Genomic DNA, 16,549 nt, shown 5'->3' on the forward strand with positions numbered 1-16,549 from the left:
TGATATGAAACTGCTTTGCCATTGCCGGATTAACCTTTCTCCAGCCAAACCGGCAATGAGCAATCAGTTTCCTTTCTTATATTTCCATACTATCAATGAAATCATTTAGTTCGCTCAGATTAATGTCATCCATGAGTTCAGCATCAAAATCTGCTTTTGTATGCATACCTTCCTCGTTTTTCGCAAGTCTCTGAACATATTCATGTATCTGCTTCAAATAACAGTCCATAAGTTGCTTTGCCTCAGCCTCTGTTACATCCTTGGAATAAGTCAAGTCTACTGATAGTTTCCCATTTTTGATTATTCCGTTAATTGTAATTGGTGTAATTAGTCTGTTCTTTTCTGATATAGCAGAACCGGCTGAAATAGAGCTAACTTTAAAAATTCCTCTTTCCTCTTCCAAAAGCTGTCCGTGATAGTTAAAGCTGTAACGTGATTCAGCTTCAAGATATTCGTAGGCGGCTTCATTCAGATATTTTAAAATTCCATATCCTATGCCATTATCTTTTACTTGTCTCAACGTTTCCTTTACATCAATCAAGACTTCAGACGGTTCGTTGCTGTATGAAAATTTGCATGGATATATTGCAGTAAACCAACCTATGGTTCTACTTATATCCATCTCATCTTCAAGTTCTTCCCTTCCATGAGACTCAAGCATAATCCGAACTTTTCTTCCGTTGTTGGCTTCCGTAATATGTATAGCCCTTACATATGAAGCAATGAGAATATCCTGCGGATTGGTATGAAATGCATTATTCGCTTCACCTAACAGTAACTCTGTGTCTTCTTCTGACAAAACTTCATGAAGAACGCCAGATAGCACGCCGACTGTATTCTGATTAGTTGCATCATCTGAAACAGATTTCCAGTAATCCAACTGTCCAGTAAATCTCTTCGCATATCCAAGCCTATTAATCTTTAACGCCCATTCTTTGTATGACATTGTTCTTGGTGGGAGTATCTCCTCCGTAGCCCGACCGTCACACAAGGCATGATATACCGTCTCCAAATCATTCATAAGAATTCTCCATGACACTCCGTCACAAATTAAGTGGTGAGCACATATAAACAGAAGTTCTCTTGATTCTTCTTTCGTTCTCTTTATTCTTACAAATCGAATAAGAGGTCCTTTTGCTAGATTAAACTCCTGCTGAATTTTCGTACAGACTTTTGTCACGCACTCTTCATAATTGCTATCATCTTCAATTATCACTTCTTCAAGACCGTCTTCAGTACCTAACACCTCACTTGCTTCTCTTATAAAGAGTCTTCGACCCTTGAGGACTGCTCTCAACATATCATGGTGTTCTTTCAACTTATCAACTGCATCTTTAAGAATCTCAGGATTCAAGTCATTTGATATCTCGAGAAGAAATGACTGGTTAAAATAGTTCGGTACTTTCAGATTCCAATCCATAAATTCAGCTACAATTGGTGTCATCTCTACTTCACCTGTTACAGGCCCTTCATCATATACAACGGAATGATTCTTACTTAGTAAGTATGCAAGGGTTGCAATGCTAGTCTGCGACATAAACTCCCTCATGCTAATCTGATATCCAGCTTCACGGATCATTGCTATTGCATGAATCGCTTTTATTGAATCGCCACCGAGGCGAAGAAAATTGTCGTTCACACCAACCTTTTCAATGCCCAATATTCTTTCGTATAGCCTGCAAAGCAAATCCTCTTCCTGCGTACCAGCATTCTTATATTCAGTTTGAATGCGTTCTGTAATTTTAGGAAGTGCTTTTATATCTAGCTTTCCGTTCCTTGTAAGTGGCAGACGATCTATTATCATCATTCTTGATGGAACCATACTAGCCGGTAGAAGATTATTTAATTCTGAGTAAACATCACTTGTACTTATTAGTCCATCTGTTACCAAATATGCGCATAATACCGGCTCCGCCTCATTTGGATCATTTATTGCAATTACTGCTGCTGCATTTACATGCGGATTAGCTTCAATTACTATTTTTACCTCTTCAGGCTCAACCCTAAATCCTCTAATCTTGATTTGAGTATCAATTCTCCCCAAATATTCAATATTCCCATCTGGACGCCATCTTGCTAAATCTCCCGTACGATACATTGTACCATCACCGAACGGAGATTTTTGAAATACTTTTTCATTTAGCTCCTCTCTATTAAGGTATCCTATTCCTACACCATCTCCTGTTGTACAAAGTTCTCCCGGAACTCCAATACCACACAACTTATTGTGATGAAGAATATAGACATTTGTATTTTTTATTGGTTTACCAATAGAAATTCTGTCATGTTCAACCGGAATTTCCCATATCGTAGTAAACGTAGTATTCTCAGTAGGTCCATATCCATTGAAAAGACGTACCTCTGGATGAGCTTTTTGGAATAACTCCACGTGATAATGTGAAAGTTTTTCTCCTCCAATCAGAAGGTTACTTAAGCCAGCAAAAACATCTGGATCTGATGCAACAAGTTGATTGAACAGGGAAGCGGTTGCCCACATAGTGTTTACCTTAAACCTATTAATATATTCCTTTAATGCGACAATATCAAATAGATCATCATTATCCGTAATAACCAGTTTCCCACCATTTAGAAGTATTCCCCATATTTCAAAGGTCGCTGCGTCAAAAGCAAATGAACCGGTAGTCATAATTACTGTATCCTCTTTTAGGTTTACATAATCACACCCATATACAAGTCTTAATATACCCTTTTCATCCACAAGCGTTCCCTTTGGCTTTCCTGTTGTTCCAGAGGTATACATACAATATGCAATCCGATTCTCACTATACTCCTGCATTGCGAAATTTTCACTATCTTCAAACGTATTCAATGTTCCAAGATTTCTCCTGAACAACTCGCCTTCATAGTCAAATTTAACTGAATTAAATGTGAGTATTGCTTCTGGTCTACAATCTTCCAAAACAAACTCTATTCTGTCTTTTGGATAAAGAGGATCAATCGGCACATAGGTACAGCCTGCCTTTAATGTCGCAATCATCGCAATAACAGCTTCCGGACTTCTCTCACATAAAAGTGCTACAAAACTACCACGACTCACCCCTGCTTCAATCATTTCAGCTGCTAGTTTATCAGACATTCTGTGTAACTCACCGTATGTGAATCTCCTTTCCCCGTGTATGATCGCAATCTCATTTATTCTTACTTCTGCCATTTCCTTAAATGCTTTGGAAATAGAAGTATACGGAAGATTCACAAATTCTGCATTGAATTCATGTAAAATTCTATCCTTTTCTACCTCAGTATACATAGGAATATCCTGTATTTTTCTCGCAGAATCCTTCAGCATGTTCTTCAGTATACAGAGCCAATGTTCAAGTAGACACTCTGCCTCTTCATCAATAAACTCTGATCTGTTATATAAAAGTTCAGCTTTAAGGTTTTTTCCCGGTATTACTGTAAAGGTTAATCCGTAGTTAGTCTGTTCTCTATTAGTAAGTACATGAAACTGTTGTCCTACCTCATCATTACTGTTATCCACATAGTAATTTTCAAAAGCATACAGAATATGCACCATGGAGCTGTCTGTATTTATGCTCTTAGCAATATCATTAAGACAATAATGATCATAAACGGTTGTATCTGAAAGTTGTCTCTGCATCTTTCTTAATACGTCACCAATGGTTTCCGTCCCTTCAAAGTTTGCTCTAACAGGAACTGTATTTACAAACATTCCGACAACCTTATCTATTCCGTCAATCGGAACATTTCTTCCAGATACTACCTGACCAAAAACAACATCTGTCTCGTAAACATATCTCTGTATCAAAATACCTAGGGCTGTCTCAAAAAGAGTATTTACTGTTGTATCATTTTCCGTCGCAAAGCTATTACAAACAGCAGTCTCTTCTTCATTGAACATTCTGGAAATTTTTCCGTAACCCTTTCCGATTGATTTTTCGATTGGTTTAATCTCTGCATTATTCTGATACCCCGAAAGAAGATTTCTCCAGTATACTCTTCCTGAGTCTACAGTTGAGTTTTTCCATCTAATGTAATCTGCATATGTTGGCAACACTTCTGCATCTTTTTTATTTTCACCACTACTTATGATATAAAGTTCGATAAAATCTGAAATGCATCTTGCCATACTCCATCCATCACTAATCAGATGATGCATACTCCAAATAATCACATCTTCCTGCCCTTTAACCACAGTTATCCTTATTAGAGAATCCTTCTGTATATCAAAACCACATTCTACATCCGCCTCCGCAACTTCCTTGTAACTCTCACCTTCAGCAAGTACATGTTCCTCAATCTCGATTTCCATATCCTTGTCAATAATCTGAACCGGAGTTCTTAAACCATCAAAAATGATCCGTGTTTTTAATACATTATGTCTATCTGCAAGAAGCTGGACTGCCTCTCTTACTTTTTCCACATCTACAGGTTTATCTGAAGCAATAACAGACTGTATAAAATATTCACCCGGATCTTCGTCTTTCATATAATGGAACAGCATACCTGTCTGTGCATCGGTAAGGGGATAAACATCCTGTACATCATATCTTTCTGTTAATTTAGAAAGTTCCGTAGTCTCAATCGCCACACCATAATCGTAAGGGGACTTCTTTGGTTCCTTCTCTTTCAGTGATTTTACTATTTTTACAAGTTCGCTTTGCCCATTCTTAATCCATTTTCTTATTGTTTCCGTATAGTATAATGCTTCATTGAATTGTACATCTATATGGAGTTTTCCCGCTGCTACATACGAAACCCAACCTATCCCGTCTGCAATATTTTTCTCTGATGAGCTTGCTCCTGTATAGTACATATCCATAAGACTTCCCATATCCTTCTGAAGTTCCCCCAGATAGTTAAAGGAGTCTGTCGGCAGTGATTCAAATACATTGTCTTCTCCAAGACTTAACGCACCGAAACCGACTCCCCCGTTAGGGATGTTTCTGTGCTCTTCCTTAATATTCATTAGAGCCAGATAGGGCTCTTCTATGGAAGCATTCAATATAAACGGATAGATTGTAGTAAACCAGCCTACTGTCCTTTCCACATTTAATACACCAGGTAAGGCATTTCTTCCATGTGCTTCAAGACTTACAGCATATACCTCATTTCCTGTAAGCTTCTTGTATCCTAATGACAGTGCAGTAAGTATCATTTCGTCAACACCCACATTGTGTTTATTTGACATAGCGAGAACCTTTGTTGTTCTCTCAACATCAAACACTTCCGATAATACAATTCGCCTGTCATCTCCATTTTTTTCGTCTCGGATAACACCTGAGTTCTGAAACTTAATTTTTATACAGTTTTCAATAATATTTGACCAGTATTCCTTTTCAACAGACATATCAATTACATCATCCAGCGCTACCATCTGTTTTGCATATGCTTGATATGAATCTGTTTTTGCAGAAAACAGAATCTTTTCGTTTTTACATGCACTTTCATAAGCCGACTTGATTTCATCTGCCAAAATCAGTCCTGATACCGAATCTACAATCAGATGATGTGCTGTTATAAAGAATAGATTATGTTGGAATCCTGTAAATACTGCAGTTTTAAACAAAGTTCCCTGATCAAACTCTATGGAAGCCTGAATTTCTTCACATTTGGCGGTGAACCACGCACGGGACTCCTCTTGCGACAGTTCCTCCAAAACTTTGTACTGCGGGATTCCTTCAAACACTTTGTCAAACTCCTCCACAGTTCTAATCCATAGTTTTCCATCTCTGACAGTTGCACGCAGCATATCATAATGCTGTGTAAGTGCCGCCATTGCAAGATTCAGTGCATCCATATTTAAAGAACTGTCAGACAACTCTATAAGCATTGTTTGGTTAAAGTATTCCGGTTCCATAAGCTCTAAAGATTCAAAATATCGCTGGGTTGGCGTCACTTCCACTTCTCCAGATACTTCTTTGAAATCTGCCCCTGTCTCATGGTCATCCGCAACTGTCATTGCAAGCTTTTCAACTGTTTGAAGTTGCATTACATCTTTAACCTGAAGAATATAGCCCTTATTCCTAGCCGCAGAAACAAGTCTGATTGCCTTAATCGAATCACCGCCCAGACTAAAGAAACTGTCTGTTACACCAAATTCCTCTGCTGAGAATATTTCTCTATAACAAGAAATAAGAACTTCTTCTTTCTCATTTCTTGGAGGTACTATCTCCCTTCCGGTCTCAAAATCAATCTCCGGAAGAGTCTTTCTATCAATCTTGTTATTGCTTGTCACAGGCATAGAAGCAAGATACATGATTCCTACTGGGATCATATATTCCGGTAAATTCTGAGCAATTTCTTCCCTTAACTTATCCTGTGGAATTTCTTCCGGTCCTGAATACCATGCCACCAGTCTCTTGTTTCCATCAGAGCTGGTCTGAACGAGCGCAACTGCTCTATCTACTCCTGATACCTGTTCCAGCGTCTGCTCAATTTCTCCAAGTTCTATACGGAATCCGTTTATTTTTACCTGTGTATCCTTTCTTCCGATGAATTGCATGTAACCTTCTTTTCGCATCACACCAATATCACCGGTCCTATATGTATGACCATATTTCGGATGCACAAAGAATGCTGCTTCTGTTTTTTCAACATTATTCATATAGCCTTCCGCTACACCGATTCCGCTTATGCAAATCTCGCCAGGGATATCTACTGGATTAAGGTTTCCGCTCTCATCCAGTATCCTCATTTCCTGATTAGCCAGAGGATATCCATATGGAATACTCTTCCAGTCACTCTTTACTTCTCCTATCGGATAATAAATTGACCAAATACTGCCTTCTGTAGCTCCGCCAAGGCTTATTACTCTACTATTTTCAGCCATTCGTCGTATTTTGGAAGGTAATTCTACCGGTATCCAGTCACCACTTAAAAGAACATTCTTTAATGTCTGTGAACGGAATCCCTTCGGCATATTTTCAATAAATATGTCCATGATTGCAGGTACAGAATTCCAGAAAGTAATTCCATAGTGTTCCATTATCCCCGCAATTTCCTCTGTATCTTTGGCATCCTGCGCAATACAATAGCATGCGCCTGTACTCAAAGCACCAAACAGGTCATATACTGACAGGTCGAAACTAAATGCAGATACACCTATAATATTATCCTTCTCCGTTATATCGAATCTAGTATTAATATCGATTATCGTATTGCAAGCTTCTCTATGAGTAATCATTACACCTTTTGGTTTTCCAGTGCTACCCGAGGTATAGATTACATATGCAAGTTCATCTAAAGCTCTCTGTGGTGTAATAGTCTCCGTGTTATACTCATACATTCGTTCATTCTCATATGAATCCTTGTTCAACGACAGGATACATTCAGAATTTATCATAATATACTCGTTTCTATCCCAAGGATATTCAGGATTTAGCGGAATATATACACCTCCAGCCCTGAGTAATCCGACGATGTTGACTACAGTGAATACATCTCGCTCACCAGATATTGCAATACTATCTCCCGGACGCACTCCCTGAGCCATAAGATAATTCGCTACCTGAGCAGATTTCACTCCCAATTCTCTATATGTAATAGTCTTATCCTCTGATGTTACCGCCACCTTGTCAGGTGTTTTTTCAATCTGCTTCATTATAATCTCATCAAGTCGTTGCACAGTAATCTCGCTGGCTGTTGCATTATACGGTATCCATATTTCATCCATTTCCTTCTTAGAAGGGATAAGACATACTTCTTTTAATACATTCGCAGCCATTATCTGTTTTGTAATATCTATCCACCAAGAAAGAAGTCGTTCTATCTGTTCATCAGGATATTCTTCGGCATCGTACATAACCCTTAGATCATAATTTTCTCCCGGAATTACCATGAATGTCAAGTCATAGTTTGTCTGTTCACGAGAACTTAATAAGCGGATATCCTCTTCATCCTTTTTCTCGTAGTCATCCAACCGCTCATCCATATGATAGTTCTCAAAAGAATATAGTATGGTAAAGAACGAATCTCTCATATGAAGCCAGTTCTGTATTTCAGATAATCCTACATACTCATATGGTTTAGATTCAATTGCTGCGTTCTTTACCCTTTCTACGAGAGCATCTATGTTTTCATTTTCTGTAAATGTATATCTTACAGGAACTGTATTGATTACAGGACCTACAGCATAGGTTATCCCCTCAATAGGATAGTCTCTTCCAGATACAACATGACCAAAAACAACATCTTTTGTAGCAGTCACTCTTGACAAAAGAACTGCCAACGTCATCTGAAACATATCATTCGGTGTAATTCTTTCCCTATTGCAGAATGTTCTCAAGGCATCACAGAATTTTGCATCTGTTTTTATCTCTTTCTGTTTATATCCAGACTCATCAGATTTTCTCTTAAGCACTGACAATTGTGTCAGGCCTTCATAATCCTCCAGCAAGTTCTTCCAAAAGCTCCTTGCAGTATTTCTATCGAAATTATCCAACTCCGATGCATATTCCATAAAAACGTCTTTATTGACCGGATTTAAAAGTGCACCTGTACTATTTGCATCCTCACATAACTGCCTGATAATATTTCTAAGATCTGCAAAAAGGATTGAATTACTCCATCCGTCACATATAATATGGTGCATCGTCCAAATGACACGATTTGAATCTCCCACCTTTGCTAACGTGAAACGAATCAGCGGGCTATTCTCAAGTTCAAATCCATCTTCGATATCCTTTTTAAGAATCCACTCCCATTCTTCGTTTCCACATACTACACTGTTTACCGGAATCGTGTTCTCTTTTCTAATGATTTGTACAGGATACTCTGACACAGATACATCAAAATAAATTCTTGAACGTAGTATAGGGTGGATGTCACCTAATATCTCAATTGCACGTCTTATAAGCTCTTCATCCAGATTACTCATATATTCGAATACTGTCTGAATCACATATTCTCCAGAGTGAGCTTTCATCATTCCCTCAAACATCATTCCCTTCTGAATTGATGTCAATGGAACAATCTGCATTTCTGCTGATGCAAAATTGCTGATTTTTTCAGTACTTTCATATGCGTTTCTGAATCTATTAAAATCAAAATCTTTAAGTCCATGATTAGCTGCAGATATGAGTTCTTCTGGTGCTATTGTTGAAGTCTGTTCCACCAAATTACCTAGCTCCTCTTTTAAAACTCCAATCCATTCAATCAACCGTTCGACATTCTGCTTTTTACCATTTGCAGTCACATTAAAGATGAAGGTTGAATCCTGTAGACTTACAGTCCAGAATGGATTTTCTGTAAGATTCTCATCCGGAATAGAATCTCCACCATCAAGCTGCGATCTGGTAAACTCACCCTTGTAATTATCTGAAAGTGATTCACCCAAATAATTAAACAGGAAATCTGTATTATCCCTTACATCGTTAAGTCCTGCATATTCACACAGAATACCATATGACATTGCCCTTGATCTGGCAGAGAAAAACCGATCTTTAACAAGAATGATATCCTTCGCCGGACTATTCTCCATGTTATCTGTAAAATCAAAGATCTGAGGATACAGTACAGTAAACCATCCAACAGAGTGTTCTGTATGCCCTCCAATAACAGCATCTTCACGTCCATGGTTTTCTAGCATAGCTGATATGCAGGTGTTACCGGTTATTTTTCTATAGGATCTGATAATAGCAGTAAGGAGAAGAACATCCGGCTGGATTTCTGCCTTTTTTGCAAGTTCAAGCAACTTTTGGGTTGTCTCTTCCCCTATCTGTAAACTTTCCCTTACACAAGTATCATTTCCTGAAACAGGCGCTGTTGTTTGCGCATTGCTTCCGTTAATTTTACTTATTACCTTATTCCAATAAATCTCTTCCTCACTTCCCTTTAATTTTTCGGCATATGCTTTTTCAAGCTCTGTCCATTCTGCAAAGGAAGTAGTTTTCGTAGGGAATACCGGTTTCTTTCCTTCTAATACAGCTGTGTAAGTAGTTTCAAGATCAGACAGAATTATATTCCAGGAAATCGTATCTACAATCAAATGGTGAATCAAAATAAACACGTGATCTCCATCATCCCTATGGAATACAGCTACACTCATCATCGGACCATTATGAAGATTTACTTTTGACTGTAATCTTACACAGTAGTCCTTAATCTCAGCCTCAGAAAGTCCTGTTTCCTCACAGATATCAAAATATCTTCTATGTTCTCTCACACGGATTATCACATTATTCTCCCTTACTACTGTACGAAAAATATCATGATATTCCGTAATCGCAATAAGAGCTTTTTCTAGAGCATCCATATTAATTGCATTATTCTTTAAAAATACGGTCTGGTGATAATAATTCTTGTTATATTTCTCATTATTAAGGAAAGCACTGATCACAGGCGTACTGATCGTATACTCTCTTAAAGGATCGATCTCCTGTATGTTATCTGCCTCTGTTGTAGCTTTACGTCCAGCTACTAAAGCTAACTTTCTTACTGTATCAGCTTTCAGTAAATCCGATACGGTAAATTTCATTTCCTTTTCTTTGGCTGCAGATACTATGAAGATTGCTTTTATCGAATCACCGCCTAATCTGTAGAAACTATCATCAATACCTATTCTGTCTATTGAAAGAACTTTTTCAAAAATACTGCACAATTTTTTTTCTGTATCCGATACAGGTGCAACATATATGTCACCCTGAAGTTTTTCTATAACAGGAAGAGAATCTTTGTCAAGTTTTCCATTCTTATTGATAGGCAACTTTCTCATACATAATATTTTTCTTGGTACCATTGCGATCGGAAGTTTTTCATTAAGTTCTTCATATACCTGTTTTTCAGTTATATTATCTGTGACATAATATGCAAGCAGTTCAGGCTCATCTTCACTGACTCCAATCACAACGGCTGCATCTGTTACTCCCTTAATTTCCAGGATTGCCTGCTGCACTTCTTCTGGCTCTACACGATATCCATTGATCTTTACCTGACTATCACGTCTTCCGATAAAATCAATGTTTCCATCTGGCATATAGCGTCCATAGTCTCCAGTTCTGTACATTGATACATCTTTGTTCCATGGTGCAACTGTGAACGCCTCATTTTTCTTTATGTTAGTATTTGTGTACCCAGCACTTACTCCATCACCAGTCGTACAGATTTCACCCGGAATACCTACACCACAGATATCACTTCCTCTGAGAATATACACTTGTGTATTTCCAATTGGTCTACCAATAGAAATTCTGTCGTGTTCAACCGGAATTTCCCATACTGTAGTAAACGTTGTATTCTCAGTTGGTCCGTATCCATTGAAAAGGCGTACCTCTGGATGAACTTTCTGGAATAATTCCACATGGTACTGTGAAAGATTTTCTCCTCCAATTAGAAGGTTGCTCAAATTGGCAAACACATCCGGATCCGATGCAACTAGCTGATTGAACAAGGAAGCTGTTGCCCACATAGTGTTTATCTTAAAACTGTTAATATAACTCTTCAATGCGGTAATATTAAGAACTCTATTCTTAGGCAACAATGTTACTGTTCCACCGTTCAATAACGGCCACCAGAAATCCAGGTTAAAGGCATCGAAAGACAGTGAACTTGCAGATAAGGTATGTATCTGTGAATCAAGTTCCAGATAATCGCAATTTAAAGCAAGTCTTAATATACCTTTATTCAGGATCTTACACCCTTTAGGCTGGCCTGTCGTTCCTGAAGTGTACATGCAGTAAACAATAGCATCGCTATCCACTGAAACACTCCTAAATGTCTGTGTTTCTCCTTCAAGTTCATCACATCCCTTGAGATCGTAAACAAATTTTTCTGCCGATGTTCTTCTAATTTCCTCAGATATTTCTACCTCACTATACATAACTGCTTTACAACCAGAGTCTGCAATAATAAATTCTGCTCTGTAAGCAGGTTCTGACGCATCAATAGGAATATATACAGCCCCAACTTTTACTACTGCAAGAATTGCTTGTGCCATAGCCACTGATTTTTCTCCATAGAGAACCACGTTATCTCCTGGTTTTACACCATTCTTACATAAAAGTTCTGCAAGGATATTCGATCTGTAATCAATCTCCTTGTATGTGTATACTCCCTTTTCGTCATTTACAGCAATATCATCTCCGTGCTCTTTTACCACACCGGCAAAAGCCTCTGCAATGGATGAATACTTTAATTCATCATTATCCTTGTTAAACTTGTGAAAGATAAGGTCTACCTCCCCACTATCTGGTCTGCAGACTTCGGCTATACTTGCTTCATCGTTCTGGGCAATGTTTTCCAATATCTTTACAAAGTGTTCCAAAATCCACTCTGCAGACTCTTTCTGGAAGTGATTCTGTTTATATTCCAAACTGATATCAAATTCTTTTTCTGTTTTCTTAACTTCAAAAGTAAGATTATACTTTGCAGTTTCAGAAGTGATTGGAATCTGTTCCAACTCAAACGAACTGTTCTGTACCACATATTTTTCAAAATTCTGATATGCAAGAACACAGTCAAACAAAGACTCTCCCTCGTACAAAGAATTCACAGGATACTCCTGGTATTCAAGCACTTCACTGAGTTTTGCCGACAGTTTGGATATGAATTCTCCCATCTTCTGATTTCTGTCGATCCTGCTGTATATCGGAAGAAGGTTTACAAACACTCCCAGCATCTGCTCAACCTCTGGATGATTACGACCACTTACAGCAGTTCCCACGCAAGCCATATCTGCATTTTTATATTCAGCGTTTAGCACTAATAATGCACCCATGAAAACGGCAAACTCGGATACATGATATTTCTCAGCCACTTCTTCAATCTTATCTGAACCTAGTCTCTTATACAGTATTTTTCCTATATCACTTTCATTTTCAAGATAAGGATAATCTGTCAGGAACTGTTCTGGGGCATCAAACTCCTGAAGTTGTTGTTTCCAGTATTCCTTACTCTCACTTAAATTTCTTGTCTTTTCCCACTCCGAATAGTCAACATACTGACGTACCTTTTCATTATTAAATCCATGAGAATACTGCGCTGCAAATTCTCTGGCAAATATCTCCATACTGAATCCGTCACTAATTATATGATGTATATCAAAGAACAGATACTCTCCGTCTGCACAAGACAGGTATCTTACCCTCAATAATGGAGCCTTTTCAAGATTAAACGGCTTAATAAGATCTTTTACTAGGTCTTTCCATAATAATTCAGTCTTTATTACCTCAAAGTCAGTTTTGTTCTCTTCCTCTATAACCTGCACAACATCCTTGTCCATAACCTTGAAATATGTGCGAAGGCTACTGTGGCGTTGTGTCATTCTTGCAAGAGCATCTTCGGCTTTTTCAGGATTAAAATCTCCACTTAGCTTAAAGAGAACAGGAATATTATATGTAAGTGACTTCGGATTAGTACTATAATATCCATAAATTCTTCTCTGAGCCTCAGACATTGAATAATAATCCTTCTTTTCTGCATACGGGATTACTTCAACCTCTTTAAAGCTGTCCTGATCTGCATGCTTCTTCTCTTCAAGTAAAGTTGCAAGCGATGCTGGTGTAGTATTACTTAATACGTCTTTTACAGAGAGCTTGATATCAGCAATACTTTGAATCTGATTGATGAGACGCATTACTCTTAATGAATGTCCACCAAGTTCAAAAAAGTCATCATTTAGTCCTACAGGCGATATCTTTAATATTGTTTCAAACGCCTGACAAAGCTGAATCTCCAACTCCGTATTTGGCTTTACATACAAGTTGTTTCCCAAAAAATCAATTTCAGGCAGAGCTTTCTTGTCCAGCTTTCCGTTTCTCGTAACAGGAATGGATTCAATCTGCATCAATCCTGAAGGGATCATATATTTAGGTAGACTCTCATTAAGTTTATTTATCAAATCAGATTTTTGTATCTCCAGATTACTTATATAATATCCAAAAATTGCCTTTTCACCGCTTTCATCTGCTCTTTCAATTACAGCACAGTCCCTTATATTCTCAATCTCACGGAGTTTACTTTCTATCTCACCAAGCTCGATTCTGAATCCTCGAATTTTTACCTGTTCATCGATTCTTCCCATATAATCAATATTCCCATCTGGAAGCCATCTAGCAAGATCACCTGTTCTGTATATTCTTCCCTGTCCGAAAGGATTATTTACAAATTTCTCGTCTGTAAGCTCAGGTCTATTCAAATAACCTCTTGCCAATCCATCTCCAGCAATACATAATTCGCCAGGCAATCCGATTCCACACAAGCTTTCACCATTCAAAATGTATATCTGAGTATTATAAAACGGCTTTCCTATATGAATATATTCATCTAAGCGTATCTTGGAAAATGTTGAAGCTACAGTTGCCTCAGTCGGACCATATTCATCAATTACCTCTATCTGATCACTTATGCAATTGTATATTTTCTTCATCAACGAATCCGTTAATGCCTCGCCACCAATCATTATTGCATGGATCTTTGGCTTACTATACTTCTCCAGTTCATCAGCCAAGATCATGAACTGAGAAGGAGTAATTTTCAAAACAGCTATATCATTTTCTGCTGAAAATGCTGCAAGCTTTCTTTCGTCCGAGAAGATATGAAGCTGATTATGATAAAGGATGCTTCCGAATATTGCTGTTACGGTCAAGTCAAAAGCATAATTTGTTATTAATGGAGTTACACCTCCGTTATTGTAAAAATAGTCCCTTACTGTCAGGAGATAGTTCATCAGTGCCCTGTTTTCGATCATTACACCCTTTGGTTTTCCAGTTGTACCTGATGTATATATACAATAAACAAGGTTATCCGAGTCGCTCTTTCGTTCTGGGTTTTCTGTATAACCGTTCCAGAGATTCTCATCTTTAAGCTCTATTACCGGTATATTAGAAGATAACTCTATATTCTCTGATGTATACTTAAGTATTACTTTAGGATTACTGTCTTCGAGCATGAACTGGATTCTGTCGCTCGGATATGTCGGATCTACTGGAACATATGCTCCCCCGGCCTTAATCACACCATAGATTGCTTCTATCATCTCAATGCTTCTGTCAGCAATTATTGCCACAAAATCATCCGGTTTTACACCCAGTTCTATTAATCTATGTGCAAGACTATTAGCTCTTTCATTAAGCTCTTTGTATGTAATTTTTTCATCTTCATGTACCAGTGCAATATCGTCAGGTGTTCTCTTTACCTGCTCTTCAAATATATCCGCTGCGGTTTTATCTTTTACATATTCCTTATCCGTTGTATTAAATTCATAAAGAAGCTTCTGCTTTTCCCCTTCAGTCAGCACAGAAATATCTTTTATTAGTGCATCAGGATTATCCACAATATATGAAATAATCCTTATCATTCTCTCAAGACAAAGCTCTATCTCACTTTCTCCATATCTCTTATTATCATATACAATATCAATGCATAAAGCATCTTTCATTTGGGCAACTACCGTAATAGCATAGTTTGTTACCTCCTGCATCTGTCCAACTTCTATCTCTTTTCCATCGATAGCAAGCTTTCCGTCTCCATGTATATAATAATTTTCAAATACATAGATAGTATCAAATATCTGTCTTCTTCCGCATTTGTTCTGAATATCGGTAAGTGATGCATATTCATATTCCATGCTTTCCATAGTCTGCTTCTGGACATTTTGGATCACTTCAATCACCTTATCCCCGCTATCCCATTTAGAGACTGCAGGAACAGTGTTAATAAATAATCCTATTGCATCTTCGATACCATCAAGCTCAGTATTTCTTCCGGAAAAAACCTTTCCGTATACTACGGAATTCTGGGCATTATACACTCCGAGAATCAATCCCCAAGCTGTTTCAACTAAAGAATTAAGAGACACTCCGTTTCTTTCACAAAAAGCTACTGCCTTATCAGATTTCTCTTTATCAAGACGAAGACCGACCCTATTGTTTATTGATTCCTTATCATACTTCTGACTGCTATTGGTAATTACCGGCAACGTACAGAATGTATCGTTTTCTTCAAGAAGCTTTTCAAAATAACTGATCGCCTCCGCTTTGTTTTGATAGGATAACCATTTGATATATTCTCCATATTTCAACTGACTCTTCTTATCTGCTTCGCCCAAGTTTACCATCTCTTCAAATGACAGTTTCGCAGATTTTTCATAATACTGGATGAAATCATTGAACAATATGGACATACACCAGCCATCTATTATGATGTGATGGCTCACCCAGATGCATCCTGTCATTCCATTTTCCAGTGGAACCATGGTTACCCTGAGAAGAGTATTCCTCTCAAGGTCCATTTCACGTTCACGTTCTTCTACTGCTTTTTGTTCAAATTCTTCTTTTGTAAATACCTTTTCAGAACCCAGACATACAAACTCCGGGATCCTTTTCTTCAGTATTACCATCTTAGGTTCGCTTGTTTTCTTATACAAAAAGAGTGCCCTAAGTACTTCATATTTTTGCGATAATGCTGCGAGACTACTTTCCACACGTTCAGTATCTAAATAACCTTTAATCGTGAAGGTATTCTCTAGTATATACTCTCCCTGATTTTCTTCATACTGACTATGATACAATATTCCCTGTTGTATATCAGTCAATGCATAGATTGTCTCTACACTTTTGTTCATTGATTTCAT

General features: G+C 37.8%; 1 protein-coding gene. It reads right to left on the reverse strand.

The features are described from left to right. Positions 1-76 precede the first annotated feature (76 nt). Positions 77-16,549 carry an amino acid adenylation domain-containing protein gene (locus ACWPV5_RS04485; protein WP_454382546.1) on the reverse strand — a complete coding sequence of 5,491 codons (16,473 nt, stop codon included), beginning with the start codon at positions 16,547-16,549 and terminating at the stop codon, positions 77-79.

The sequence above is a fragment of the Streptococcus sp. Marseille-Q7156 genome, assembly GCF_965119495.1.

Coding starts and splice junctions, on each gene's coding strand:
- ACWPV5_RS04485 (WP_454382546.1), bottom strand. CDS start 16,549: ATGAAATCAATGAACAAAAGTGTAGAGACAATCTATGCATTGACTGAT.